Raw genomic sequence first — 25,161 nt, forward strand, 5'->3', positions numbered from 1 at the left:
CGTCAGCCCCCGTGGGGCATCCATTCGTTCGGGCGTACGTTCGGGCAAAAAGGCGGAAGGCCTGCACAGCCGGATAGGCTGGCAGGATGACGCGAGCCGAGCAGCCAACCGTGGTGACCTCCACCTCCGGCGCCCTAGCCGCGGACTCCCGCGAGCGTGCCGTCCGGTCCCTGCTGCGTTTCCCCCCGCTGCGGCGGCTGTGGAACGCCCAGTTCGCCGGCGGTGTCGGGGACTCCCTCGCCCTCCTCGTGCTCCTGCTGCTGTCGCTGCAGGCCGCCGTCGCGGAGGGCTCCTTCGGCGGTGGCTACCGGGGCGCGGCCCTCGCCGTCGCCGCGGTCCTCGCGGCCCGGCTGCTGGCGACCCTCCTCTTCGGCGCGGTCCTGCTCGGGCCGCTCTCCTCGCTCATCGCCCCGGCCGGTCCCCTCGACCGCCGGTGGACCATGATCGGAGCGGACGGCGTCCGGGCCGCCCTGCTGGTCGTCGCGCCCCTGTGGCTCGGCTGGACGGGGACCCGCGCGCCCGCCTTCCTGCTGATCACGGCCTTCGTGATCGGTGTCGCCGAACGCGTGTGGACCGTCGTCAAGGACAGCGCGGCCCCCGCGCTCCTGCCCGCGCCCGCCGTGGAGGGCTCCGCCGTACGGCCGCTGCCCGACCACTACGACGCGCTGCGGCGCCTCTCGCTGCGGACGAGCTTCGTGTCGCTGCCCTTCGCCGCGGCCGCGCTCCTCGCCGTCACGCTGATCGGCAATCTGCTCGGCGCCGGCATCGACTGGTTCCACCAGCACCAGGCGGCCCTCGGATCGTTCCTCGCGGCCGCGCTGTTCGCCGGCTCGGCCACCGTCCTCTGGTTCCTGGAGCTGCCCGGCGCGAAGTCGCCCCGCGTGCGCTCCCCGCTGGAGGGCCTGCGCCGGCCCCGCGGCCCCCAGGGCCCGGACACCGGCCGCACGGGCGCCATCCCGGTGCTCGTCCTGGCCTGCGCCGCCGTCGCCGGCGCGATCGCCGCGGCCGTCGGCGTCGCCGCCCTGCAGGCCGTCGACCTGGGCGGCGGGCCCGTGGCCTTCGGGCTGCTCGTGCTCGCGCTCAGCGGCGGCCCCGTCATCGGCATCCGCAGCGCCGTCAAGGTGCTCCCCGGCTTCTCCCGGCGCCGGCTCCTCGCGCTGTCCATCGCGCTGACCGGCCTGGCGCTGCTCGCCGCCGGCCTCGTGCCCGACCCCACGACGGTGCTCCTGCTCGTGCTGCTCGCCGGCGTCTGCGCGGGCATCGCCGCCAACACCGGTCACTCCCTCCTGGACCAGGAGACGGAGGAGGCCCGCCGGCCCCGTACGACCGACCACCTGCACGCCGTCGTGCGCGTCACCGCGGCCCTCGGCGCGGTCGCCGCACCGCTGCTCGCCGCCGGCATCGGGCCGCACCGCCTGCAGAGCGGCGGCTTCGTCTTCGCGCACGGCGGCGCGGCCTTCACGCTGATGCTCGTCGGCGCGCTGCTGCTGCCCGTGGGCGCCATCGTGCTCGGCAAGACCGACGACCGCCACGGCGTACCGTTCCGGCGCGACCTGATGGACGTGCTGCGCGGCGGCGACCCCGAGCAGGCGCCCGCCGCCACGGGCTTCTTCATCGCCTTCGAGGGCGGCGACGGCGCCGGCAAGTCCACCCAGGTGCGGGCCATTGCCGAGTGGATCCGCTCCAAGGGCCACGAGGTCGTGGTCACCCGCGAGCCCGGCGCCACCCCGATCGGGCAGCGGCTCCGCGCGATCCTGCTGGACGTCTCCTCGGCCGGCCTCTCTGACCGCGCCGAGGCGCTGCTCTACGCGGCCGACCGCGCCGAGCACGTCGACTCCGTCGTCCAGCCCGCCCTCGCGCGCGGCGCCGTCGTCATCTCCGACCGCTACATCGACTCGTCCGTCGCCTACCAGGGCGCCGGGCGCGACCTGTCGCCGACCGAGATCGCCCGCATCAACCGGTGGGCCACGGGCGGGCTCGTCCCCCACCTGACGGTGCTGCTCGACGTCTCGCCCGAGACCGCGCGAGAACGTTTCACCGAGGCGCCCGACCGGCTCGAGTCCGAGCCCATGGAGTTCCACGACCGCGTCCGCACCGGATTCCTCACCCTCGCCTCCGCCGACCCCTCGCGTTACCTCGTCGTGGACGCCGGGCAGGCACCCGAAGACATCACCACCGTCGTGCGCCACCGCCTCGACCAGGTCCTGCCGCTCTCCGCGAGCGAGATCGAGGCCCGTGAGGCGGCCCGCAAGGCCGCCGAGGAGGAGGCCCGCCGCAAGGCCGAGGAAGAGGCCGCCCGCAAGGCGGAGGAGGCGCGGCTGGAACGCGAGCGCCAGGAGCAGCTCGCCAAGCTCCGGGCTGAGGAGGAGGAGCGCAAGCGGCGCGAGGCCGAGGAGGCCCGCATCCGCGAGGAGGCGCGCCTCGCCGAAGAGGCCCGGCAGCGTGCCGAGGAGGCCCGCCGGCAGGCGGAGGAGGAGCGCAAGCGCCGCGAGGCGGAGGAGCGGACCCGCGCCGCCGAGCAGGAGCGGCTCCGCAAGCAGGCCGAGGAAGAGGCCCGGCTGCGGGCCGAGGCGGAGGAACGCCGCCTGGAGAAGCAGCGCAAGGCGGAGGAGGCACTGCTGAAGGCGGAGCAGGCGCGGGTGGCGGCGGAGGCCGCTGCCGCGGCTTCGGCTGCGGCTTCGGCGGGCTCCTCCGGTGCGGGTGCGGCGGCGGAAGCCGCTTCCGAGGCGCCGACGGTCGAGCGGCCCTCGCTCCGTAAGGAGCGGCAGGAGACCGCCCGTGAGGAGCGGGAGACCGCGGTTCCGGCGGGGAGCTCCGACGAGACGCAGACGGTGCAGACGCCGTCCGTCCACCGCCCGGACCCGCGGAACGTGGACCTCACCACCGGAAGCAGCCCCGACACGACGCCCACGGTGGAGCGGCCTCGCGTCGACGCGCGGGCGTCGGACGAGACGGAGGTGCTGCCGCCGGTGTGGCCCGTGTCGCCTCCGCCTGTTGCGCCGCAGCGGGTGACGTGGGGCGTGGAGCCGTCGGCTTCTGAGCCGGCTCAGGAGCCGACCGGGGAGCCGTTCGGGGAGCCGTCAGGGGAGTCGTCCCGGGAGCCGTCGCGGGATTCCGAGGAGACGGCCGTCCTGCCGCAGCCGCCGGTTGCGGACCGGGGCACCGACGCCGATGTGACGGAGGTCCTGCCTCCGGTACGGCCGGAGCCGCGGTCCGAGGACCCGGCGGACCGGGTGCCTGACTGGATGTTCCGGCCCGAGGAGCGGACGGACGCGGCCGCGGACCCGGACGCCGAGCTGACGCGGGAGATGCCGCGGGTGACCGACGAGGACGCGCAGGGCGGCGCGGCGAAGGGCCGTCGCCGTCCCGGCTGGGCGGAGGAGCCCTCCGGCTCCGACCCGCAGGACGAGCGCCCGACTCTGGCGGACGAGCTCCTGGGCCCGCGGCCGCGTAAGGACGGCCGTGGGGGCGACGAGGAGGGTCGCGGGCGCGGCCGCGGGCGCTGAGGCGAGGCCTTTCCGGGCGGGCGTGGTTTCGGCACCGCCGGACAGCGCCGCGGTGGCTGAGCACCGCTGCGGCGGGATCGAGAGGCGAGGCCTCTCGATCCGGCGGTGCCATGGGCAAGAGCTCCCCTTGGCGGATCGCCGCCCCGTTCCCGGCTCTCGTGCCTCAGGCACGACAATTCCGCCGCGACGGCGGTCAGCCGCAGCGGTGCGATCCGGCGGTGCCGGGCCTACGGCGACACCCGCGTCACGGGGCAGCGGCACCAGCGGCCGGCAGCTGGTGTCAGTGCCGTGGCCCACAATGGGTAGCCGCAGGATGAGCAGCGCGGAGGGCAGTCATGGCGGTGTGGGACGACTTGGTCGGGCAGGACCGGGTGACGGAGCAGCTCTCCGCGGCCGCGCGGGATGCGGACGCGTTCGTCACCGCCGCGGCGTCGGCCCCCGGGGAGGCGCCCCCGAGCGGCGGGTCGATGACGCACGCCTGGCTCTTCACGGGTCCCCCCGGTTCCGGCCGGGCCACCGCCGCCCGTGCCTTCGCCGCCGCCCTGCAGTGCGTGAGCTCGGACCGGGCCGTCGGCGGGGCTCCCGGCTGCGGTTTCTGCGAGGGCTGTCACACCGCGCTCGTGGGCACGCACGCGGACGTGGAGTTCGTCCGCACCGATCAGCTGTCGATCGGTGTCAAGGAGACCCGTGACCTGGTCCGCCGTGCCCAGCTCTCCCCGGCGGGCGGCCGCTGGCAGGTGATCGTCCTGGAGGACGCGGACCGGCTGACCGAGGGCGCGGGCAACGTCCTGCTGAAGGCCGTCGAGGAGCCCGCGCCCCGTACGGTCTGGCTCCTGTGCGCGCCGTCCCTGGAGGACGTGCTGCCGACCATCCGCTCCCGCTGCCGCCTGCTCACCTTGCGCACGCCGCCGGTGGCGGCCGTGGCCGACATCCTCGCCCGCCGCGACGGCATCGAGCCCGAGCTGGCCGCGCGCGTGGCCCGCGCCACGCAGGGCCACATCGGCCGGGCCCGCCGCCTGGCCACCGACGAGCGGGCCCGCGCCCGCCGCGCGGCCGTGCTCAAGCTGCCGCTGCGCGTGGACGACGTCGGCGGCTGCCTGAAGGCGGCCCAGGAGCTGATCGACGCCGCCGCCGAGGACGCCAAGCAGGTCGCGGAGGAGGTCGACGCGAAGGAGACCGAGGAGCTGCGCGCGGCGCTCGGCGCCGCGGCCGGCACGGGCAGCCGCCTCCCGCGCGGCACGGCGGGCGCCATGAAGGAGCTCCAGGACCGCCAGAAGCGCCGCGGCACCCGTACCCAGCGCGACAGCCTGGACCTGGCCCTGGTCGACCTGACGGGCTTCTACCGCGACGTCCTGGCGATGCAGCTCGGCTCGCGCGCCGAGGTGGCCAACGCGGACATGCAGGACGCCTTGGAGCGCGTCGCCCGGGCGTCGGGCCCGGAGCGGACGCTGCGCCGCATCGAGGCGATCATCGACTGCCGCCGCGCCCTCGACCGGAACGTGGCCCCGCTGCTGGCGGTCGAGGCGATGACGATGGCGCTGCGCGCCGGCTGAAGAGGCGTGGGTCCGGAGGGCGAGTAAACGTACGGTTACGCGCTCTCACTCATATGAGGCGTCCTGGGCCCGGCGACTGGCGGCAGCCCGCAGAGCTGCCGATACCCTCCGTCGGGGCACAAGCGATCGTTCGTAACGCTGCGTAATGCCCGGCTCCTGGCTGCCCTGCACCTCTCCTCACCGGACCGCATTCGCGCAGCTCCACGCCTTCACGCAGAGGGACCGCCGATGGACTCCAGCCGCCTGCTCCGTACGTCCGGCACCGCCATCGCGGCCGCCGCGCTGCTGATCTCGGGCTGTGCGCTCGGGAGCGGCTCGCCGCGGGCGACGGCGGCGGCGAGAGCGTACGACGCGGGCGACGGCCGGAGCAGCGCCTTCCCCGGCTTCGAGAGCTTCGGCGCGGGCGCGGCCGGCGTGCCGGGCGCGGCGGACACCTCCCCCGGGAGCCCGTACCGCAGGGGCGACACCCCCGCGCTCACTCCCCTCCCGACGGCCCTCCCCCCGGCCCTGCGCCGCTACTACGCCCAGAAGCTCAGCTGGCACCCCTGCGGCACCAGCGGCTTCGAGTGCGCCACCCTCAAGGCCCCGCTGGACTACGACCACCCCCGCGACGCGGACGACCTCAAGCTCGCCGTCTCCCGCAGGAAGGCCACCGGCGCCGACCACGCCAAGCGCCTCGGCTCCCTCATGGTCAACCCGGGCGGGCCGGGCGGCTCGGCGGTCGGCTACCTCCAGCACTACGCGGGCCTCGGCTATCCCGCCGCCGTCCGCGCCCACTACGACATGGTCGCCATGGACCCCCGCGGCGTCGCCGGCAGCGAACCGGTCACCTGCCTCTCCGACACCGAGATGGACCGCTACACCGAGGTCGACCAGACCCCCGACGACGCCGCCGAAACCGCGGAACTCGTCGACGCGTACACGAAGTTCGCCGACGGCTGCGCCTCCCGCTCGGGCAAGCTCCTGGGGCACGTCTCCACGATCGAGGCCGCCCGGGACATGGACGTCCTGCGCGCGGCCCTGGACGACGACAAGCTGACGTACGTGGGCGCCTCGTACGGCACCTTCCTCGGCGCCACCTACGCCGGCCTCTTCCCCTCCCGCGTCGGCCGCCTCGTCCTCGACGGGGCCCTCGACCCCGCCCTCGGCTCGGAGCAGGTCAACCGCGACCAGACGGCCGGCTTCCAGACGGCCTTCGCGTCCTTCGCCGAGGACTGCGCCCGGCGCAAGGACTGTCCGCTCGGTCCCTCGCCCGACCGGGCGGGCGACCGCCTCTCCGAGCTCTTCGAGAAGGCGGACGCTGCGCCCCTCGCCACCGGCAAGTCCCGCAAGCTCACCGAGAGCCTCGCGACCACGGGTGTGATCTCCGCCATGTACGACGAGGCGGCGTGGGGCCTGCTCCGCAACGCGCTGAAGGCGGCGTTCCAGGGCGACGGCGGGCCCCTGCTGAAGCTGTCCGACGCCTACTACGAGCGCGACGGCCACGGCTCGTACCAGAACCTGATGTACGCCAACGCGGCCGTGAACTGCCTGGACCTGCCCCCCGCCTTCCGCTCACCGAGCGAGGTCCGGGAGGCGATCCCCGCCTTCCGGAAGGCCTCGCCGGTCTTCGGCACCGCCCTCGCCTGGACGGCTTTGAGCTGCGGATACTGGCCCGTCCCGGCCACCGGCACCCCGCACCGCATCCCCGCCGCGGGCGCCGCGCCCATCCTCGTCGTCGGCACCACCCGCGACCCGGCCACCCCCTACGGCTGGGCCCGCTCCCTGGCCTCGCAGCTCTCCTCGGGCCGCCTCCTCACCTACGAGGGCGACGGCCACACCGCCTACACCCGCGGCAGCACCTGCATCGACAAGGCCGTCAACGCGTACCTGCTGACCTCGACCCCGCCCCCGGCCGGCCAGCGCTGCTCCAACTGAGACCGGAACTGCGACTGAAACTGAGACCAGAACTGCGGCCGAAACCCAAAAGGCCCAGGTCAGACAGTGTCTGACCTGGGCCTCATCGGAGCCGCCTTCGGGATTCGAACCCGAGACCTACGCATTACGAGTGCGTTGCTCTGGCCAACTGAGCTAAGGCGGCAGTGCTGCTTTTGCCTCACCGGCTTCAGCAGCGCGGCCAAGTCTACACACTTCCGAGGGGTGCTCCGTACACGAGCGCCGACGAGATGATCTTGGCGATCTCCGGCTGCCGGTCGCCCAGGTAGAAGTGGCCGCCGGGGAAGACGTCGACCGTGAAGGTGCCGGTGGTGTGGTGCTGCCAGTCCTGGACCTCGTCGAGGGTGGCCCTGGGGTCCGCGTCGCCGGTCAGGGCGTGGACGGGGCAGGTCACGCGGAGGCCGGGGCGGGCGCGGTAGGTCTCGATGGCGCGGTAGTCGGCGCGCAGTGGCGGCAGGACCAGCTGGAGGATGTCCGGGTCCTCCAGCATCTGGGCGTCCGTGCCGCTGAGCCTGCGGAGCTCCTCGACGAGACCCTCGTCACTGCGCCGGTGCACGCTCTCCTCACGGTGCCGGGAGGGGGCGCGGCGGCCGGAGACGAAGAGGGCGACGGGGGCCGTGCCCCGCTCCTCCAGGCGCAGGGCGACCTCGTAGGCGAGGGTCGCGCCCATGCTGTGGCCGAAGAGGGCCAGGGGGCGGTCGGTCGCGGGGGCCAGGGCCTCGGCGGTGCGGTCGGCGAGTTCGGCGAGGTCCTCGACGCAGGGGTCGGCGCGCCGGTCCTGGCGGCCGGGGTACTGGACCGCGAGGACCTCTATCTCAGGGGAGAGCGCCTTCGACAGGGGGAAGTAATAGCTGGCCGACCCTCCGGCGTGCGGCAGGCAGGCCAGGCGGACCGGTGCCTCGTCCGCCGGATGGAATCGGCGGATCCACTTCTTGTCGTCCATCGTGCCGGTTTCCCTTCGGGCTTCGGGTCCCGGGCAGGATACGCCGGAGGGCCCGGAACGGCCGGGGGTTCCTTCCGGCGCCCCGCGCGTATTAGGTTCCTTGCAGGGTGCAGACATGCGTGGTGCCGGCTCGAAGTGCGCTGGAACACACGGCTGTTCCGGTTTGGACGGGGGATTCCCGGGGAGCCCGGGGAATTCCAGGGGAATCGGCGAGAAGGACACAGGAGTGCCCAACACAACGACCGGTACGGCAACCGGCGGAAATCTGCTGGCCGTCAGCGATCTGCACGTCGCGTACAAGGAGAACCGCGCGCTCGTGGAAACGCTGCGGCCGCGCAGCGACGCCGACTGGCTCATCGTGGCCGGCGATGTCGGCGAGCAGTACGCGGACATCGAATGGACGCTGCGCCTGCTCGCCGAGCGATTCGCCAAGGTGATCTGGTCGCCCGGGAACCACGAGCTGTGGACCCACCCCCACGACCCGGTCGACCTGCGCGGCGAGAAGCGTTACCTGCACCTCGTGGAGCTGTGCCGCAGCCTCGGCGTCGACACCCCCGAGGACCCGTACCCCGTGTGGCACGGCGAGGGCGGCCCGGTCGCCGTGGCCCCGCTCTTCGTGCTCTACGACTACACCTTCCGCGTGCCCGGCGCGCACACCAAGGAGGAGTCGCTGCGCCGCGCCTACGAGGCCGGGATCGTCTGCGCCGACGAGCACTTCCTGCACCCCGACCCGTACCCGTCCCGCGACGCGTGGTGCCGCGCCCGCGTGGAGTACACGGAGCGCCGCCTGGCCGCCGTCGACCCCGCGCACCGGACCGTCCTGGTCAACCACTTCCCGCTGGTCCGCGAGCCCACCAGGATCCTGCGGTATCCCGACTTCGCGCAGTGGTGCGGCACGGAGCTGACCGCCGACTGGCACACCCGCTTCCGCGCGGCCGCCGCGGTCTACGGCCACCTGCACATCCCCCGCGTCACCTGGCACGACGGGGTGCGCTTCGAGGAGGTCTCCGTGGGCTACCCGCGCGAGTGGCAGCCCCGGCCGCCGCGCGAGCCGCTGCGGGTGATCCTGCCGCGGCCGGCCGGCGAGGGCGCGGAGGGGCGGGTCTCGTGATCGAGCGGATCCTGCCCGCGGAGGCCGTCGCGGAAGAGAGCCTCGGCAGTCCGCCGCCGGCGGCCGGGGACTTCCTCCACCCCGAGGAGGCCGCGGTCGTCGCCCGCGCCGTCCCCAAGCGGAAGGAAGAGTTCGCGGCCGTACGGGCCTGTGCGCGCGCGGCCCTGGGCCGGCTGGGGTTCCCGCCCGTCCCCCTCGTGCCCAACCGCCGAGGGGCCCCGCAGTGGCCGTCCGGGGTCGTCGGCAGCATGACGCACTGCGACGGCTACCGGGCGGCCGTCGTGGCCCGCTCCGGCGCGCTCGCCTCGGTCGGCATCGACGCCGAGCCGAACGGTCCGCTCCCGGACGGCGTCCTGGACGTCGTGTCGCTGCCCGGGGAGCGCGCCCGGATCCGCTCACTCACCGCGCTCCGCCCCGGCGTGCACTGGGACCGCCTCCTGTTCAGCGCCAAGGAGAGCGTCTTCAAGACCTGGTATCCGCTGACCGGGCAGGAGCTGGACTTCGAGGAGGCGGAGCTGGACTTCGAGGAGGCGGAGCCGGACGCCGGTCCCGGTGCCGGGACGTTCTCCGCGCGGCTGCTGGTGCCGGGGCCGGTCGTGGGCGGCGTCCGCCTGGGCGGGTTCACCGGCCGGTGGGCCGTGGGCAGCGGCTTCGTGCTCACGGCCATCGCCCTTCCCGCCGCCGTTCCCGCCCCCGTCACGGTCCCGGATCCTCGGGGCGAGCCGCCGGCGCCCGTCAGCGGGTCCGCGGCATCCCCCGCCTGAACGCGGCGAAGTCCTCTGGCAGCTGGCGGGCGTAGCGGGTGTTGAGCCACAGCCGCAGCAGGTCGCGGCGGCGGCCCGGCTCGTCGCGGAAGGCGGAGCGGCCGTGGACGACGACGTTGTTGTTCAGCAGCTGGAGGTCGCCGGCGCGCAGGGTCATCTCGACGCGGTGCTCGTCCATTCCCGCGATGTCCTGGAAGAGCTGCAGCGCGTGGCGCTCGATTCCGCTCAGCGGGATTCCGGACTTCGGCACGGCCGAGTCGATGTAGTGCGTCATGTAGAAGCGGCAGCTCAACTTCCCGTGGAAATACCCGTACACCGCGTTCCGGTAGTACGGGAGCTCGTCCGATCCCTCTTCCAGGCGCCGGTCGTAGACGAATCCCCGGTAGTACAGGCCGAGCAGCTCGCGGTGGTGGGCGAGGAGGTGGTTGTGGACGGTCATGGAGCTGGCGAGGGTGCTGATGCCGCCCTCGCCCGCCTGGCGCAGGCAGAGCAGGCCCACGATGTCGGAGCTGTCGGTGTGGAAGGGCAGCTCGGAGCGGGTCCGGTAGGCGCGGGTGGCGGATTCGGTGACCTCGCCCTCGCCGTAGTCCCTGACGTGGGCGATCAGCTCCCCGGCGGCGTTCTGGGAGACGGGCGTGCCGAGGTGCAGCGCGATGCCCCAGTACGCCAGGCGGGCCTCCTCCAGGGTCCAGCGCTCCACCGGCAGTCCGCGCAGGAGCGTGAATCCGCGCCCGAACTCCAGCTCGTGGACGGCCGTTTCGAAGACCTTTCCGAGGACGGGCAGCGGAAAGTCCTCGACGGTGAGCTGTTCGAGCGGGATCCCGCGCGCTTTCGCCGCCGCGAGCGCCTTTTCCAGGTCGTCGATTTCCCCGGGCGTGAGGGTGACCACCCAGTCGCTTTCGCCCGTGAAGTCGGCGGCCGTCCAGGCGGACGGCCCGGTGACGGGCTCGGTGAGGATGGCATCGGCGGACGGTGCAGGCATACGGACTCCACTCGGGATTCGCTGAGCACGCGGCAGTTGTGCGGCACATCGATCATGATTCGAAGTCCGCGCACGGTCAATGGAGTTGGTGACGGTGCGACGGCGGAGGCGGAGTGTCGTGATTGGTGTCGTGATTGTGCGTGAACTCGATCACCTTCGCTCCCGCATCCATGGTGTGGAACGCGCGCCGGTGGTTAGTTTCCGGGAGGACACGGCGACACGGGGACGCAGCGGCACGGGGACGCGCGACGGACGCGCGGACAGATGCGCGGGCAGCTGCGTAGACGGACGCGCAGACAGATGTACGGACACATGCACGGATAGACGTACGGGCAGACGCAGAGACACGGAGACACAGTGGCCAAGTCAACCGTCAGGTCAGGGTCAGTGCTGCGACGTTCCGCCCGCGCGGCCGGCTGTGCCCTGTTAGCCGGCACCCTCGCGGCCGCGTGCGGCTCCGGCGGCGGCTCCTCCTCCGGCCCGGCCTCCGCCGACTCCCTCTCCGTGGGCCTCATCGCCGAGCCCGCGAGCCTCGACTTCACCACCACCGACGGCGCGGCCGTTCCCCAGGCCACCCTGGGCAGCATCTACGAGGGTTTGGTCCGCGTCGACCAGCAGGGGAAGGTCCAGCCCCTGCTCGCCGAGCGCTACGAACGCTCCGACGACGGCCGGACCTACACCTTCCACCTCCGTAAGGGCGTGAAGTTCACCAACGGCGCCGAGTTCACCGCCGACGACGCGGTGTTCTCCATCGACCGGGTGAAGAAGGACTGGAAGCTGAAGACCGCCCGTCAAATGGACGTGGTCGACAAGGCGGAGAAGACCGACGACCACACGGTCAGAGTCACCCTGAACCGCCCGAGCAACGGCTGGCTCTACGCCATGACCACCCGCATCGGCGCCATGTTCAGCCGGACGGGAGTGAGCGACCTCGCCGCCCACCCCGTGGGCACCGGCCCCTTCAAGCTGGCCGAGCGCCGCCGCGGCGACCGCATCGTCCTCGACCGCAACGCCTCCTACTGGGGCACCGCGCCCGCCCTGTCCAAGGTCACCCTGAAGTACTTCAAGGACGCCGGGGCGATGAACAACGCCATGCTCACCGGGGGCATCGACGTCGTCGGCACGGTGCAGGCCCCCGAGTCGCTGTCCCGCTTCTCCGACACCAACCGCTTCCAGGTCATCGAGGGCTCCTCCACCGGCGAGGTCGTCCTGTCGATGAACAACTCCCGCGAGCCGTTCAAGGACAAGCGCGTCCGGCAGGCCGTGCGGTACGCCATCGACCACAAGGCGCTCGTCGAGACCTCCCGGGCCGGCCACGGCAAGCTCATCGGCACCATGGCCAGCCCCACCGACCCCTGGTACGAGGACCTCACCGGCCGCTATCCGTACGACCCGGACAAGGCGCGGCAGCTGCTGAAGGACGCGGGCGCCGAGGGGCGGACCGTGAAGTTCCGGGTGCCCAACATGCCGTACGCGATGTCGGCGGCCCAGGTCGTCGTGTCCCAGCTCGGCCAGGTCGGGCTGAAGGCGGAGATCGAGCCCCTGGAATTCCCCGCGCGCTGGCTGTCCGAGGTCTACAACAAGGCCGACTACGACCTCTCCGTCATCGCCCACACCGAACCGCGCGACCTGTGGACGTTCGCCGACCCCGGCTACTACTTCCGTTACGACAACCCCGAGTACGCGAAGCTCCTCAAGGAGGGCGACTCCGGCAAGCCCGAGGACGAGACCGCCCGCTACCGCGACGCCGCCCGCCTGCTCTCCGACGACGCCGCGGCCGACTGGCTCTACCTCATGCCCAACCTGATGGTGGCCGACAAGGGCGTCGCGGGCCTGCCGGTCAACCAGGTCGGCGAGGGCTTCGACCTCACGGGCGTCCACTGGACGAAGAAGAACTAGGAGCGGTCCCGGCATGCGGGTGTTCCTGCGCAGAACGGCGGCGCTGCTGGTCAGCGCCGTGATCGCCAGCTTCGTCGTGTTCGCCTTCCTGTCCGTCCTGCCCGGCGACCCGGCCGAGGTCGTCCTCGGGACGAACGCCGGCACGCAGGAGCTGGCCGCGCTGCGCCACTCCTTCGGCACCGACCGGCCGCTCGTCGTGCAGTACGCCGACTGGGCACAGGGCCTGCTGCACGGCGACTTCGGCGTCTCGTACATCAGCCACGACGCCATCGGCCCGCGGATCGGCGACCGGCTCGGCGTCACCTGCTGGCTGGCGCTCGGCGGCATGGCCGTCGCCGTCCTCTTCGCGCTGCCCGCCGGCGTGCTCGCGGCCGCCTGGCACCGCAGGCCCGCGGGCGCCGTGCTGTCGGCCGTCAGCCAGGCGGGGATCGCCGTCCCCGCCTTCCTCGCCGGCATCCTGCTCGTCTACGTCTTCGCGGTCCGGGCGGGCGCGCTGCCCGCGGGCGGCTACACCCCGCTGGCCGAGGATCCCGCCGCCTGGGCGCGGCACCTCGTGCTGCCGTGCCTGTCCCTCGGCCTCGTCCAGGGGGCCGTCCTCACGCGCTACGTGCGCTCCGCCGTCCTCACCGTCCTCCACCAGGACTTCCTGCGCACGGCCCGCGCCAGGGGCCGCCGGCAGTGGCCGGCCCTGTGGCGGCACGGGCTGCCCAACGCCGCGGTGCCCGTGCTGACCGTCCTGGGGCTGCAGCTGTCCACCGTGCTCGTCGGCGCGGTCGTCGTCGAGCGGGTCTTCGTCATCCCCGGCCTCGGCGACCTGCTGCTGCAGTCCGTGGCCGACCGCGACCTGCTGGTCGTTCAGGGCGTGGTGATCGTCCTGGTGGTGGCCGTCCTCGTCGTCAACGTGGTCACCGACCTGCTCTACCACCTGCTCGACCCGCGCCTGCGGAGCCGTTGATGCCCTCTTCCCGTACTTCCCCGCTGCCCGGACGGCGCGGGGGGACCTTCATCGCCCGCCGCCCCGCCCTTACCGCGGGCGGAATCCTCGTCACTCTCGTCCTTGCGCTCGCCCTGCTGTCCCTCTTGTGGACGCCCTACGACCCCACGCACGTGGACGCGGCACAGCGCCTGCTGCCGCCCGGCGGCGGACACGTGCTGGGCACCGACCAGTTCGGCCGGGACGTCGCCAGCCGGCTGATGACCGGCGCGCGGACGACCGTGTTCGTCGGTGTCGTGGCCGTCGGATTCGCCGTCGTCATCGGCGTCCCCATGGGGCTCGCCGCGGGCATGTCCGGCGGGCCGCTCAGCGCGCTGCTGATGAGAGTGAGCGATTTCCTGCTGGCCTTCCCCGCCCTGCTGCTCGCCATCATGCTGGCGGCGGTCTACGGCACGAGCACGCTCACCGCCATGGTGGCCATCGGCGTCGCCTCCGCCCCCGGCTTCGCGCGCGTGGCCCGCGCCGCGACGCTGCGCGTCATGGCCGCCGAGTACGTCGACGCCGCGCGGCTCGCGGGGCGCACCCGTACGGCCATCGCCCTGCGCCACGTCCTGCCGAACATCCGCGACGTCGTCATCGTGCAGGCGTCGGTGGCCTTCGCGACCGCCGTGCTCGCCGAGGCCGCCCTGTCGTACCTGGGCCTCGGCACGCCGCCCCCCACCCCGTCCTGGGGCCGCATGCTGCTCGACTCCCAGGAACTGCTGTTCTCCCGGCCCGAGCTGTGCCTGTGGCCCGGCCTCGCCGTAGCCGCCGCCGTCCTCGGGCTCAACCTGCTCGGCGACGGCCTGCGGGACCGCTTCGACCCCACGCTGGAAGGTGTCCGGTGAGCCCTGGGAGCCCTGGGAGCAGTGCGCTGCTGGAGGTCGAGGACCTCACCGTGGAGGCGGGCGGCACGCCGCTCGTGCGGGGCGTCGGCTTCACCGTCGGCCGGGGCGAGCGCGTCGGCATCATCGGCGAGTCCGGCTCCGGCAAGACCCTCACCGCGCTCGCCCTGCTGGGCCTCCTCGGCGAGGGCCTGAGGGCCGGCGGCAGCGCACGCCTCGCCGGGGCCCCCTTCGACCTGCTGGGCGCCGGCGACCGCGAGCTGTCGACCGTACGGGGACGGCTCGCCGGCATGGTCTTCCAGGAGCCGATGACGGCCCTCAACCCCGTGATGAGGACCGGCGCCCAGGTCGCCGAGGCGCTGCGGCTGCACGGGCCCCGCAGCGAGCGCCCCGGCCGGGACGCCGCCCGCGCCACCGCCGTGGAGCTCCTCGGCCGGCTGCGGCTGCCCGACCCGGCCCGCGCCGCCCGCGCCTACCCGCACCAGCTCTCCGGCGGCCAGCGCCAGCGCGCGGTCCTCGCCGGGGCCCTCGCCAACGACCCCGCCCTGCTGATCTGCGACGAGCCGACCACCGCCCTGGACGTCACCGTCCAGAAGGAGATCGTCGACCTGATCACGGGCGTGTCCGACGAGCGCGGCACCGCGGTCCTCTACATCAGCCACGACCTCGCGCTCGTCGCCTCCGTCTGCCACCGCGTCCTCGTCATGCACGACGGGCGGATCGTCGAGAGCGGGCCTGTGGAGCAGGTGCTGCGGCAGCCCGAACACCCCTACACACAGGCCCTGCTGAGCGCCTCCGACCTGTCGGTCCCGGCCCCGCGGCCCCCGGCCCCCGCCGAGCCGAGGACGCTGCTCCGCGCCCGCGGCCTCACCCGCCGCTACGCCCGCCCCCGCCGCGGGCTCCTCGGCCCCCGCGCGCATTTCACCGCGCTGGAGGACCTGGACCTGGAGCTGCGCGCGGGCGCCCGGGTCGGGGTGGTCGGCGAGTCGGGCTCGGGGAAGACCACGCTCCTGCGGCTGCTGTCCGGGCTGGACCGGCCGACGTCCGGAACGGTCGAGAACGCGGCCGGGGACGGTCCGCGCGACGGCGCGCCGGGCAGCGGCCTCCAAGTGGTCTTCCAGGACCCCATGGGCTCCCTCGACCCCCGGATGCGCGTACGGGACATCGTCGCCGAACCGCTCCCGGACCGCCGCTCGCCCGCGGCGGCGGACCGCGTGGCGGAGCTCCTCGCCGACGTGGGCCTGCCGGCGGAGGCGGCCGGGCGCTACCCGCACCAGTTCTCCGGCGGGCAGCGGCAGCGCATCGCCATCGCGCGGGCCCTGGCCCCCCGCCCGTCCGTCCTCCTCGCCGACGAGCCGGTCAGCGCCCTGGACGTGTCCGTACGGGCCCAGGTCCTGGACGTCCTGAGCAGGGTCACCGCCGAGCGGGACATGGCGCTGTGCATCGTCACCCACGACCTGGGCGTCGTGCGCTACCTGTGCGACGAGGTGGTGGTGATGAGGGAGGGCCGGGTCGTGGAGCGGGGGCCGGTCGAGCGGGTGTGGGAGGCCCCCGGGCATCCGTACACGCGGCAGCTCCTGGACGCCGTGCCGGTCCTGCGGTGAGCACCGGGACCGGGGCCGGGGCCACCGGGGCCGGGACCGGGCCCGCGGGGTCCTGGTCGGCACCTGTCCGCAGCGACGCCCCGGTCCGCTGCTGTGCATGCGCAACAGCGGAACGCTCTGTGCTGCTGTGGGAAGCCACGGACAGGTTGCCGCCGCTTTTCATCTAGATCATGGCGGCACCCCATCTACCAAGTCAATCCTATGACTTGGCACGATCCATCCAAGCCGTAGCTTGTATCGTGGACGGGTGACGCTAGATGACCTGAAGGTGTTCGTCATGGTGTGCGAGGCCCGCAACCTCAGTGCCGTGGCCCGCGAGATGAACTGCAGTCAGTCCGCCGTCAGCCAGCACGTCCGGCGCCTGGAGAAGGAGGTCGGACTGCCGCTGATGGAGCGTCAGCCACGCGGAGTGGTGCCCACGGAGGCCGGGCGGATCCTCCAGCGGGCCGCGTCCGACGGGCTCACCGCCCTCGGCGAGGGCCTGCGCACGCTGGAGGAGCTGCGCACCGGCCGGGGCGGCGGCGTCCTCATCGCCACCGGCGCCACCACCATCCGGCACCTGATGGGCGCGGCCATCGAGGAGTACAGCCGGCGGTACCCGGACGTCGGCCTGGAGTTCCACACCGAGCGCTCCAGCCACCGCTGCATCGACGCCCTGCGCTCGGGGGCCGTCGACCTCGCCTGGGTGTCCGTCGCCCCCGACGCGCACGGCGTCTGCGGCGCGCAGGGCGTCGAACTGCGGCCGGTCATCAGCCTGGAGTGGGTGCTGGCCGTCCGTCCCGGCGATCCGCTCGCCGCCGAGAGCGCGCTCGGCGCGGCCGATCTCGCCCGTACGCGCCTCATCCGGCCGCCCGCCGGGACGAGCTCCGGCCGGCAGGTCGAGGACGTGCTCGGCGCGGTCGCCCTCTCCTCGCGCGCCACCACCCGGGCGACGGACTGGGACACGGCCCTGCTCCTGGCCGAACTGGGCCTCGGCCACGCCCTGATCCCCGCCATGCCGGGCCTCGTGGGCCCGTCGGGCGCGGTCCGGCTGATACCGGTCACGGGCATCCCGCGCCTGGAGGTGGGCTGGGCCGCGCGCCAGTGGTCGGCGCTGTCGCCCGCGGCGCGGGAGTTCGCGGCGGCGGTCACACGGCATGTGACGGCCGGGGCCGGCTGACGCCGGCGCACAGAAGCCGGGGGCAGGCCCCGCAGTCATGCGTTCCCCGCGCCCCCCAGTCCGCACAGCGTCCCGTAAGCCGCCTGGACGAAGGCCCCCGCCGGGGCGGGTGCCGTGTCGGCCAGGGCTACTACGCCCGTGCGTGAGCCCGGCAGGAAGCCGGCGAAGGCCGTGCAGCCACGGGTGCCTCCGGAGTGGTGGAGGAGCGGTCCGCCCGGGCGCATGCGCATGTTCCAGACGAGGCACAGGCGGCGCCCCGAGCGCCGTAGCGCCAGCCGGGGCCGCTGCACCTCCGTGAGGGCGACGCGCAGGCTCGGCGGCGCGGCTGCCTCGGGCTGGAGCAGCGCCGTCAGGCAGCGCAGCAGGTCCCGCGCGCTGGAGCGCAGGGCGCCCGCGCCGGGCAGCCCGGGGACGAGCCAGGGCGGCCGGGGCCGGCCGTGCCAGTGGCCGACCACCTGCGGGCGGGTGGCGTCGCAGTCGGTGTCGGCCAGGCCGAGCGGGTCCAGGACGCGCTCGCCGAGCAGCGCCGGGTAGTCGCCCGGCTCGCCGCCGGCCGCGCGCGCCAGGGCGAGGCCGAGCAGGCCCACGCCGTAGTTGGAGTAGCGCACGTGGGTGCCGGGGCGGTGGTGCAGGCGCGTCCGGGGCAGGGCCGCCAGCAGGTCGTCCGTGGTGAAGGCGGCGTACGGGTTGCGGAACCATCCCGTGCGGACGGAACGGGCGAGCAGCCCGGGGGGCAGCCGGGGCAGGCCCGCGGTGTGCGTGGCGAGGTGGAGGAGGGTGACGGGCGGGCCGGGGATGCGCCGGGCGCCGGCCGGGAGGTAGCGGTCGAGGGGGTCGTCGTAGCGGACCTCGCCGCGGGCGGCCAGCTCGGCGAGGAGCAGCGCGGTGAAGGTCTTGGTGAGCGACCCGGTCTCGAAGCGGGTGTCCTCCTCGGCGGCCCCGCGGCAGACGACGATGTGCTCGTCGCCGCGCACGGCGGCGACCGCGACGGCGCTCGCGCCGCGGGCCGCGTCGGGCAGGGGCAGCAGCAGGGCGTTCAGCGGCGGCGTGGTGAGGCCTTCGGCCGCGGCTTCCGCCGCGGCCGTCGCTTCCGCCGCCGCGGCGGTCAGCGGGGGTGCCTCCAGGGGGTTCGTCACCGCGCTCGTGCCGCCCGGGCCAGGGCGATGGAGCCCGCCACGGCGGTCACGACGGTGGTGTGCTGGTGTTCCTTGAACCTGCGGACGGGATCGTCGTCGACGGGATCGCCGTCGGCGGGCATCAGCCCGTCCTCGTGCTGCAGGGCGGCCATGGCCTCCCAGTCCTCCGGCCTGCAGTAGGGCTCGGACAAGGAGGCGCCCACGATGAGGAGTTCGGCCACGAGGTCCCATTGCCGGACCTCGCGCCAGATGTCGATCCACACGGGCAGCCAGGTGCGGACGTACGTGGTGAGGTCGGCGGGGAGGCCCTCGGGGCGGCCGCCCCAGTCGGTCAGGTGGAAGACGGTGTGGGTCATCGCGTAGGCGGTGATCCAGTTGATCGCCCAGGGCTCGGGGGTGGCGCCCAGCCAGGTGGCGCGGGCGAGGGCCTCGAAGTCCTCGCCGTGGTCGAGGCCGGCGATGCGGGCGGCGTTGGCCACGGCGAGGCGGCGGTTCGGCAGCAGCTCGACGCTGTGCACCGAGCGCAGCCGGATGCGGTGGGCCAGCAGCCGGTCCATGTCGGCGTGACGGTAGCCGCAGCGCACGAAGTGCGCGTACATCTCCAGCGGGTCGGTCATCAGGGTGTGGCGCAGCTGGCGTTCGTAGAGCATGTCGCCCTTGCGCAGCTGGAGCCAGGTGAAGTCCATCAGGTTCTGCGCGGCGGCCAGTTGACCGGGGCCGGCCATGCCGTCGCGGAGGATGACGGAGGCGGCGAGCGTGGTCTCGCCCAGGGGCTTGTAGACGCCGTCGGGGTCGGTGAGCTCCTCGGTGGTGCCGGGCGGGAGCGCGCCGAGCGCGCGGTGGGCGTGCAGCCAGGACAGCGCGCGGTCGGCCATGGCGCGTGCGGCCGCGACCACGGGCGCGGGGATCGCGGCGGGGGCGGAGGCGGGAGCGGAAGGGGTCATGCCGGCGTCTCCGTGGGCTCGGTGGGTGCGTCTTCGGTCCGGCCCGTCAGCAGGTGGGCGGCGACGGCCAGGTCGAGCGCGGTCCGCGGGCCCGCGCCGCCGAGCAGCCGGATGTGGTCGAGGACGGGTCCGGGCTCCAGGGGCAGGGCGATGCCGTCGTGGCGGAGCAGGGCGAGCCAGCGCAGCAGGCGCACGGCCGTGGGGAAGTCGCGGCGCAGCACGGAGCGCGTCAGCCCGCGGCTCAGGGGGAGGGCGGCGTCGCGGGCGGCGTCCCGTACGGGGCCTTCCAGGACGGGAGTGGCGAGCGGCGCAAGCTGTGCCATCCGGACGGACCAACGCTGCCAGTCGGTGGTGTCCGTGAGGTCGTCGCGGGTTTCGGGCAGCGTGGCGGGCACCGGGTTGCCCGCGTAGCCGCGCGTACGGGCCAGGAGCTGGGCGGTGGCCCAGTCGCGCCAGGCGGCGGTGCGCTCGTCGGGGGGCGCGGAGGGGCCGTGGCCGGGCACGGGGAACGCCTCGAAGGCGCGCGCCACGGCTGCCGCGTCGGAGGCGTGGAAGGGGGCGCCGGTGAGGACGTGCGGGGTGAAGGTGTCGGCGCCGATCACCCGCACGGCGGCGAGGGCCGCGAGGGAGCCGGGGGAGTCGAGGGAGTCGGGGAAGTCCGGGGCGCCGGAGGCGCCGGGGGCGCTGTCGAGGTGCGGGGCCACGAGGGCGGCGCCCCCCGCGTCCTCCGTGCCCCGGAGGGCGCGGAGGACGCGGGAGGCCAGCTCGTCGGCCGCCGCGGCGTAGGCCGCACGGGAACTCACTTGCCCTTCGGCTCCTTCGGCTCCTTGGGCGACAGCAGGAGGAGTGCGAGCAGGAAGCCCGCGGCCTCCGGCGCGGGCAGCGGAGCCCCGCTGACGGCTGCTTCCGGCTCCACCATCAGGGAACCGATCGCGTCCGGCCCGGCCGGTGACGCGAGGGGTCGGAGGGTTTCTTGGGTGAGCATGGTGCGGCGCCTCCTCAAGGCGATGCAGGTTGACTTCTCATCACTTAATAAGTGATGTCGGACAAATGAGGCTAAGCATGCTCTCCGTGAAGTCCGGCCCATGACACGCCGGTCACTCGGGGGACTGTGTTCGGCCGCGTTCAGCCGCGTTCAGCCGCATTCGGACGGGTTCAACCGGGTTCAACCGGGTCCGGCGGGGCGGGGAGGGGGAGCCGGGGGCTCTCAGGGGGAAATCAGGGGCGCGTGGGAGGGAGCCGGAGCAGAGCGCGGGGGAGTGGTGAGAAAGAAGGGAAAAGTGGGGGATGCGACGGGTGATTCTCCGAAATTTCCACCATTCGGGTGAACTGCGAAGGCTGGGGTGTGGCGGGGTGACTGGTGCGGCATGGTCTGAAAATAAGCTGGCACGCCACCGGGGCGGGGCCCTTGGGATGGGAGTCTTCGATGACCACCTCCGAGTCGGTGTGGACCTGTCCGTTCCGCCACGATGAGGCCCTGGAGTTCGATCCCTTCCTGGCCCGGCTGCGGAGCGAGCCGCCGGTCACGCGCATCCCGATGCCCCGCAGGAACGGCACGGGGGATTCCGTGGCGCCCGGCGCCGACGGTCCGGAAGGCCCCGGGCACGCAGGGGCCGGGGCTGCCGGAGAAGCGGGCCTCGGAGGCTCCGGTCCCGGCGGCACGGCGGCTCCGGGCGCGCGCGGCGCATCGGGCGCCTGCGTCCCGGGGAGCTCAGGTGCCCCGGCCGGTGCCGGCGGCTCCGCGGGCCCCGGCGGCCCGGCTGCCGACACGGCCTGGCTCGTGACCCGGCACGAGCACGTCCGCGCCGTCACCTCCGACCCCCGCTTCAGCCGCGCCGCCCTGATCGGCCGCGACCTCCCGAGCGTCACGCCCGACCTCGTCGACCACGCCGAATCGATCAACCTCATGGATCCGCCGGCCCACAGCCGCCTGCGCGGCCTGGTGGCCGCCGCGTTCGGCGACCGCCAGGTCGAGGAGCTGCGCCCGCGCACCCGGCGCACGGTCGGCGCCCTGCTCGACGCCATGGCCGACCACGGCTCCCCCGCGGACGTCTCCGACTGGCTGGCCGCCCCCCTCCCGCTCAACACGGTCTTCGAGCTGCTCGACGTCCCCGAGCCCGACCGTGCCCCGCTGCGCCGCTGGGCGACGGCGATGATGGCCCCCGGCACCCCCGACGGCGCCGCGGCCGCCGAGGGAAAGGCCGGACTCCGCGCCTATTTCGCCGAGTTGACCGCCGCGCGCCGCCGGCATCCCGGGAGCGACCTGCTCAGCGCCCTGGCCGCGGTCCGCGAGGACGGCGAGCCGCTGGACGCCCGCGAGGTCGCGGTGATGGGCATGCTCCTGCTCGTCACCGGCCACAACACCAGCGCCCACCAGATCAGCAACATCGTCTACACCCTGCTCACCCACCCGGAGCAGCTGGCCCGGCTGCGCGCCCGTCCCGAGCTGCTGCCGGCCGCCATCGAGGAGCTCCTGCGCTTCATCCCCTACCGGCAGGGCGTGGGAATCCCCCGCCAGGCCACGGAGGACGTGGAGCTGGCCGGCGTCACCATCCGCGCGGGCGAAACCGTCCACGTCTCGTACCTCGCGGCCAACCGCGACGAGCTCGTCTACGACCGCCCCGACGAGCTGGACCTCGAACGGAAGGACGCCCCCGCCCACCTCACCTTCGGCCACGGCACGCACCACTGCCTCGGCGCCCGGCTGGCCCGGATGGAGCTCCAGGTCGCCATCGGCGCGCTGCTCGAACGCTTTCCCGCACTGCGCCTGGCCGTCCCGGCGGAGGAAGTGCGGTGGAACACCGGCTCCATCTGGCGTTTCCCGCTCGCCCTCCCCGTGGCCTGGTAGTGCGAGGGGTCCGGCGCTCCCCGACGGGGGAGCCCGGCCCGCCGCCCGCACGAGGGCGACGCCCAGTCGCCCGGTAAGTCCCCCGGTCAGTCCCCTGGACCGGTAAGTCCCTTGGTAAGGAGGCAGTCATGGCTACGCTCTGCCGACCGGCCATCGCCGTACCCGAGCACGTCATCACGATGGAGGAGACCCTGCACCTGGCCCGGACGCTGCACGCCGACCACCCTCAGCTGCCGCTGGCGCTGCGCCTGATCGGCAACACCGGAGTGCAGACCCGGCACATCCTCCAGCCCATCGAGGACACCCTCAGGCACCCCGGCTTCACCTGGCGCAACAACCTCTACGAGACCGAGGCCAAGGCCCGCGTCCCCGGCGTCGTCCGGCGGGCCCTGGAGAACGCCCAGCTGACCTCGCGCGACATCGACCTGATCGTCTACGCCTCGTGCACCGGATTCATGATGCCGTCCATGACGGCCTGGCTGATCAACAACATGGACTTCCCGGTGACGACCAGACAGCTGCCGATCGCCCAGCTCGGCTGCGCGGCCGGCGGCGCGGCCATCAACCGCGCGCACGACTTCTGCACCGCCTACCCCGGCGCCAACGCCCTCATCGTCTGCTGCGAGTTCTGTTCGCTGCTCTACCAGCCCACCGACCTCGGCGTCGGCAATCTCCTGTCCAACGGCCTCTTCGGCGACGCCCTCGCCGCGGCCGTGGTGCGCGGCGAGGGCGGCGAGGGCGTGCGCCTGGAGCGCAACGGCTCCCACCTCGTGCCCGACACCGAGAGCTGGATCTCCTACGCGGTCCGCGACACCGGCTTCCACTTCCTGCTGGACAAACGGGTGCCCGGCACGATGGCCATGCTCGCCCCCGCCATGCGCGACATGGCCGAGCCCCACGACTGGGACGTCTCCGGCCTGGGCTTCTACATCGTCCACGCGGGCGGGCCGAGGATCCTCGACGACCTGTGCAAGTACCTCGACCTCGCGCCCGAATGGTTCCGCTACAGCAGGGCCACGCTCACCGAGCGCGGCAACATCGCGAGCGCCGTCATCTTCGACGCCCTGGAGCGCCTCTGGCAGGACGGCGGCGCGCCGCACGACGCCCGGGGCATCATCGCCGGCTTCGGCCCCGGCATCACCGCGGAGATCTCGCTGGGGACGTGGACCACGGCGGGGCGTCCGATGCCGCAGCCCGCCTGAGCGCCGCCGCCCGGATCCGCGTCCGTCAGAGGTCGAACTCGGCCGGGTTGATGCCCAGCGCGAAGCACGCCTCGCGGACGACGGCCTGCTCGGTCTTGTCGAAGTCGCCGTCGGCGCCGCCGATGACGATGCCGATCTGGATGACCGCACGGGCCTCGGTCGGCTTCTTCTGCACCTTGCCGATGGTCTGCATCACGCTGACCTTGCCGAAGTCGAAGTCGGCCGTGAGCTTCTGGCAGTAGTCGTTGAAGCGGGCCTGCAGGTCGTCGGCCGGGAAGTTCTGCAGCACCTCGTTGGTGGCGATCAGCGAGGCGACGCGCTGCCGCTCCGAGGCGTCGATCGAACCGTCGGCGGCCGCCACCAGCGCGCACATGGCCATGCTCGCGTCCCGGAACGCGCCGCTCTTCAGGTCGTTCTTCTTCGCCACCAGCTGGCCCTGCATCGCCGTCGCGGAGTCCTTGAGCCGGTCCCAGAGCGCCATTTGCTGTTTCTCCTCATACACATAACAACGGGGGTGTACGGGGAGAACGGGGGAGAGGGGTACGCAAGTTCCCAAAGCGGCAAAGTGCCGCGCAGTGCGGCGAGTTCTACGACGCCAGCGGATCCAGGTGCAGCGGCTGCACCTTGCCCTCCATCATCGCGCCGAGCCCGAGCACCGCGCACACGTCGGGATGGGCGGCGATCCGTACGGTCATCCCCGTGGCGTCCTCGATCATCCGGTCCAGGCCGGGCAGCACCGCGCTGCCGCCCGCGAGCATCACGCCGCGGTCGACCAGGTCCGCCACGAGGTCCGGCGGGCAGGCGCGCAGCACGCGACCGATCGCGTCCAGGACGGCGGTCAGCGGCGTGTGCATGACCTCGCGGACCTCGCTGGTGTTCACCAGGACCGTACGGGACAGGCCCGTCGCCACGTCCCGGCCGCGGACCTCGGCGCTCTCCTGCACGGGGTCCGCGGCCAGCGCGCGGTGCAGCGGGTGCAGGCCCTGCGTCGGCAGCATCAGCTCGTGGCGGCTGCGCAGGTGCTCCACGACGGCGTAGTCCATGGCGTCGCCGCCGACCAGCACCTTCTCCGCCGCCACGATCGCCCCCAGCGACAGGACGGCGACCTGCGTGGACGCCGCCCCGCACACCACGATCATCGTCGCCTCGGGCTGCTCGACGGGCAGCCCGCAGCCCACCGCGGCGGCGATGAGGGTGTCCACGAGCTCCACGCGCCGCGTCCCCAGGCCCATCAGGGTCTCGACGGCGGCGCGGCGGGCGAGCGGGTCCGCGTCGTGCGGGAGGCACACCGCCGCGCGCAGCATCGGCTTGCGCCGCCAGGCGCGGCGCACCTTGTCGCTGACGAGGCTGCGGAGCATCCGCTGGGCCATCTCGATGTCGACGACCGTGCCGCCGGACACCGGCCGGACGACGCTGATGTGGGCGGGAGTGCGCCCCGCCATGCCCTCGGCGAGCTGCCCGACCGCGATCAGCGAGCCGGTCCGGGTGTTGATCGCGGCGATGCTCGGCTCGTCCACGATCAGGCCGTTGTCGCGGAGGTAGACCCGGGTGCGGGCGGCTCCGAGGTCCACGGCGACGGTGCACCGGCGCAGTTGCTCAAGGCTGAAGGACGTCATGGCAGGGCCTCCCCTGAAACGGCGGTCGGGTGCACGAGGGGCCGCTGCCGCCGGGCGTCCCCGGGACCATCGTGCGCGGCGGGAGACCGGGGCGCGCGCTGGAATGGGCCGCATGGGGGAAGGGGATCGGCAGGTGGGGTG

At 73.7% G+C, this 25,161-nt stretch carries 20 protein-coding genes and 1 tRNA gene; 12 read left to right on the plus strand and 9 right to left on the minus strand.

All coding sequences use genetic code 11. The features are described 5' to 3' along the window. Window positions 1-86 precede the first annotated feature (86 nt). The 3 genes from tmk to B7P34_RS04255 all read left to right on the plus strand — a co-directional run bounded on the left by tmk (window position 87) and on the right by B7P34_RS04255 (window position 6,976). A complete protein-coding gene (gene tmk / locus B7P34_RS04245) occupies window positions 87-3,506 on the plus strand; it encodes a dTMP kinase (protein WP_106674411.1) in 3,420 nt (1,139 codons plus the stop codon). Window positions 3,507-3,841: 335 nt separating this feature from the next. Next, window positions 3,842-5,059 (plus strand): DNA polymerase III subunit delta', encoded by a 1,218-nt coding sequence (locus B7P34_RS04250; RefSeq protein WP_106674412.1) that lies wholly within the window; start codon window positions 3,842-3,844, stop codon window positions 5,057-5,059. Between the two features lie 228 nt (window positions 5,060-5,287). Next, on the plus strand, window positions 5,288-6,976 hold the full coding sequence (locus B7P34_RS04255; RefSeq protein ID WP_106674413.1) for an alpha/beta hydrolase: 1,689 nt from the start codon (window positions 5,288-5,290) through the stop codon (window positions 6,974-6,976). A gap of 89 nt (window positions 6,977-7,065) precedes the next feature. Here the strand turns inward: B7P34_RS04255 and B7P34_RS04260 are convergent. Together B7P34_RS04260 and B7P34_RS04265 are read right to left on the minus strand one after the other, a co-directional pair. Beyond that, a tRNA-Thr gene (locus B7P34_RS04260) sits at window positions 7,066-7,139 on the minus strand. Window positions 7,140-7,181: 42 nt separating this feature from the next. Further along, window positions 7,182-7,937, minus strand: a complete 756-nt coding sequence (locus B7P34_RS04265) for a thioesterase II family protein (protein ID WP_106674414.1) — start codon at window positions 7,935-7,937, stop codon at window positions 7,182-7,184. Between the two features lie 226 nt (window positions 7,938-8,163). On the opposite strand from B7P34_RS04265, the gene B7P34_RS04270 reads away from it, so the two are divergent. Together B7P34_RS04270 and B7P34_RS04275 are read left to right on the plus strand one after the other, a co-directional pair. Beyond that, the gene (locus tag B7P34_RS04270) at window positions 8,164-9,048 is read left to right on the plus strand and encodes a metallophosphoesterase family protein (protein ID WP_223267486.1); all 885 of its coding nucleotides are present in this window, start codon (window positions 8,164-8,166) and stop codon (window positions 9,046-9,048) included. Continuing rightward, window positions 9,045-9,812: a 4'-phosphopantetheinyl transferase family protein gene (locus B7P34_RS04275; protein ID WP_189382435.1), complete on the plus strand. Its 768-nt coding sequence runs from the start codon at window positions 9,045-9,047 to the stop codon at window positions 9,810-9,812. The genes B7P34_RS04270 and B7P34_RS04275 overlap by 4 nt, the downstream gene beginning before the upstream one ends. Here B7P34_RS04275 and B7P34_RS04280 read toward each other — a convergent pair. Next, window positions 9,784-10,794, minus strand: a complete 1,011-nt coding sequence (locus B7P34_RS04280) for a TauD/TfdA family dioxygenase (RefSeq protein WP_106674417.1) — start codon at window positions 10,792-10,794, stop codon at window positions 9,784-9,786. The genes B7P34_RS04275 and B7P34_RS04280 overlap by 29 nt on opposite strands. A 387-nt stretch (window positions 10,795-11,181) precedes the next feature. On the opposite strand from B7P34_RS04280, the gene B7P34_RS04285 reads away from it, so the two are divergent. The 5 genes from B7P34_RS04285 (at window position 11,182) to B7P34_RS04305 (ending at window position 17,274) form a co-directional block, all read left to right on the plus strand. Beyond that, window positions 11,182-12,693 (plus strand): ABC transporter substrate-binding protein, encoded by a 1,512-nt coding sequence (locus tag B7P34_RS04285; RefSeq protein WP_106674418.1) that lies wholly within the window; start codon window positions 11,182-11,184, stop codon window positions 12,691-12,693. Window positions 12,694-12,706: 13 nt separating this feature from the next. Beyond that, window positions 12,707-13,648: an ABC transporter permease gene (locus tag B7P34_RS04290; RefSeq protein ID WP_106674419.1), complete on the plus strand. Its 942-nt coding sequence runs from the start codon at window positions 12,707-12,709 to the stop codon at window positions 13,646-13,648. Beyond that, window positions 13,648-14,514 (plus strand): ABC transporter permease, encoded by an 867-nt coding sequence (locus tag B7P34_RS04295; protein WP_106674420.1) that lies wholly within the window; start codon window positions 13,648-13,650, stop codon window positions 14,512-14,514. The genes B7P34_RS04290 and B7P34_RS04295 overlap by 1 nt, the downstream gene beginning before the upstream one ends. Then, window positions 14,511-16,115 carry a dipeptide ABC transporter ATP-binding protein gene (locus B7P34_RS04300; RefSeq protein WP_106674421.1) on the plus strand — a complete coding sequence of 535 codons (1,605 nt, stop codon included), beginning with the start codon at window positions 14,511-14,513 and terminating at the stop codon, window positions 16,113-16,115. The genes B7P34_RS04295 and B7P34_RS04300 overlap by 4 nt, the downstream gene beginning before the upstream one ends. Before the next feature lie 247 nt (window positions 16,116-16,362). Beyond that, window positions 16,363-17,274, plus strand: a complete 912-nt coding sequence (locus B7P34_RS04305) for a LysR family transcriptional regulator (RefSeq protein WP_106674422.1) — start codon at window positions 16,363-16,365, stop codon at window positions 17,272-17,274. Between the two features lie 35 nt (window positions 17,275-17,309). On the opposite strand, the gene B7P34_RS04310 is transcribed toward B7P34_RS04305, so the two are convergent. From B7P34_RS04310 to B7P34_RS04325, 4 genes are read right to left on the minus strand one after another with little or no spacing between them, the layout of a single operon-like run. Then, window positions 17,310-18,410 carry a serine hydrolase domain-containing protein gene (locus tag B7P34_RS04310; RefSeq protein ID WP_223267487.1) on the minus strand — a complete coding sequence of 367 codons (1,101 nt, stop codon included), beginning with the start codon at window positions 18,408-18,410 and terminating at the stop codon, window positions 17,310-17,312. After that, a complete protein-coding gene (locus B7P34_RS04315) occupies window positions 18,407-19,354 on the minus strand; it encodes a DUF6895 family protein (RefSeq protein ID WP_223267488.1) in 948 nt (315 codons plus the stop codon). Before B7P34_RS04315 ends, B7P34_RS04310 begins: the two co-directional genes overlap by 4 nt. After that, on the minus strand, window positions 19,351-20,157 hold the full coding sequence (locus B7P34_RS39265; RefSeq protein ID WP_106674423.1) for a hypothetical protein: 807 nt from the start codon (window positions 20,155-20,157) through the stop codon (window positions 19,351-19,353). Before B7P34_RS39265 ends, B7P34_RS04315 begins: the two co-directional genes overlap by 4 nt. Beyond that, on the minus strand, window positions 20,154-20,339 hold the full coding sequence (locus tag B7P34_RS04325; protein WP_030367321.1) for a hypothetical protein: 186 nt from the start codon (window positions 20,337-20,339) through the stop codon (window positions 20,154-20,156). Before B7P34_RS04325 ends, B7P34_RS39265 begins: the two co-directional genes overlap by 4 nt. A 441-nt stretch (window positions 20,340-20,780) precedes the next feature. Between B7P34_RS04325 and B7P34_RS04330 the strand changes: the two genes are divergently transcribed. Next, window positions 20,781-22,202: a cytochrome P450 gene (locus B7P34_RS04330; protein ID WP_223267489.1), complete on the plus strand. Its 1,422-nt coding sequence runs from the start codon at window positions 20,781-20,783 to the stop codon at window positions 22,200-22,202. A 128-nt stretch (window positions 22,203-22,330) separates the two neighbouring features. After that, the gene (locus tag B7P34_RS04335) at window positions 22,331-23,404 is read left to right on the plus strand and encodes a type III polyketide synthase (RefSeq protein WP_106674424.1); all 1,074 of its coding nucleotides are present in this window, start codon (window positions 22,331-22,333) and stop codon (window positions 23,402-23,404) included. Window positions 23,405-23,429: 25 nt separating this feature from the next. Here B7P34_RS04335 and B7P34_RS04340 read toward each other — a convergent pair whose 3' ends face one another. Together B7P34_RS04340 and B7P34_RS04345 are read right to left on the minus strand one after the other, a co-directional pair. Next, a complete protein-coding gene (locus B7P34_RS04340) occupies window positions 23,430-23,885 on the minus strand; it encodes a tellurite resistance TerB family protein (RefSeq protein ID WP_030367324.1) in 456 nt (151 codons plus the stop codon). Window positions 23,886-23,991: 106 nt separating this feature from the next. Continuing rightward, complete coding sequence (locus tag B7P34_RS04345; protein WP_106674425.1) at window positions 23,992-25,020, minus strand: rod shape-determining protein; 1,029 nt, start codon at window positions 25,018-25,020, stop codon at window positions 23,992-23,994. Window positions 25,021-25,161 lie beyond the last annotated feature (141 nt).

The sequence above is a fragment of the Streptosporangium nondiastaticum genome (genome assembly GCF_003011965.1).
Taxonomy (GTDB): Bacteria; Actinomycetota; Actinomycetes; order Streptomycetales; family Streptomycetaceae; genus Streptomyces; species Streptomyces nondiastaticus.

Bases quoted from the DNA above. Each gene is read 5' to 3' on its own strand.
- B7P34_RS04335 (WP_106674424.1), top strand. From the start codon at position 22,331: ATGGCTACGCTCTGCCGACCGGCCATCGCCGTACCCGAGCACGTCATC.
- B7P34_RS04265 (WP_106674414.1), bottom strand. From the start codon at position 7,937: ATGGACGACAAGAAGTGGATCCGCCGATTCCATCCGGCGGACGAGGCA.
- B7P34_RS04315 (WP_223267488.1), bottom strand. From the start codon at position 19,354: ATGACCCCTTCCGCTCCCGCCTCCGCCCCCGCCGCGATCCCCGCGCCC.
- B7P34_RS04330 (WP_223267489.1), top strand. From the start codon at position 20,781: ATGACCACCTCCGAGTCGGTGTGGACCTGTCCGTTCCGCCACGATGAG.
- B7P34_RS04250 (WP_106674412.1), top strand. From the start codon at position 3,842: ATGGCGGTGTGGGACGACTTGGTCGGGCAGGACCGGGTGACGGAGCAG.
- B7P34_RS04255 (WP_106674413.1), top strand. From the start codon at position 5,288: ATGGACTCCAGCCGCCTGCTCCGTACGTCCGGCACCGCCATCGCGGCC.
- B7P34_RS04345 (WP_106674425.1), bottom strand. From the start codon at position 25,020: ATGACGTCCTTCAGCCTTGAGCAACTGCGCCGGTGCACCGTCGCCGTG.
- tmk (WP_106674411.1), top strand. From the start codon at position 87: ATGACGCGAGCCGAGCAGCCAACCGTGGTGACCTCCACCTCCGGCGCC.
- B7P34_RS04325 (WP_030367321.1), bottom strand. From the start codon at position 20,339: ATGCTCACCCAAGAAACCCTCCGACCCCTCGCGTCACCGGCCGGGCCG.
- B7P34_RS04280 (WP_106674417.1), bottom strand. From the start codon at position 10,794: ATGCCTGCACCGTCCGCCGATGCCATCCTCACCGAGCCCGTCACCGGG.
- B7P34_RS04340 (WP_030367324.1), bottom strand. From the start codon at position 23,885: ATGGCGCTCTGGGACCGGCTCAAGGACTCCGCGACGGCGATGCAGGGC.
- B7P34_RS04295 (WP_106674420.1), top strand. From the start codon at position 13,648: ATGCCCTCTTCCCGTACTTCCCCGCTGCCCGGACGGCGCGGGGGGACC.
- B7P34_RS04290 (WP_106674419.1), top strand. From the start codon at position 12,707: ATGCGGGTGTTCCTGCGCAGAACGGCGGCGCTGCTGGTCAGCGCCGTG.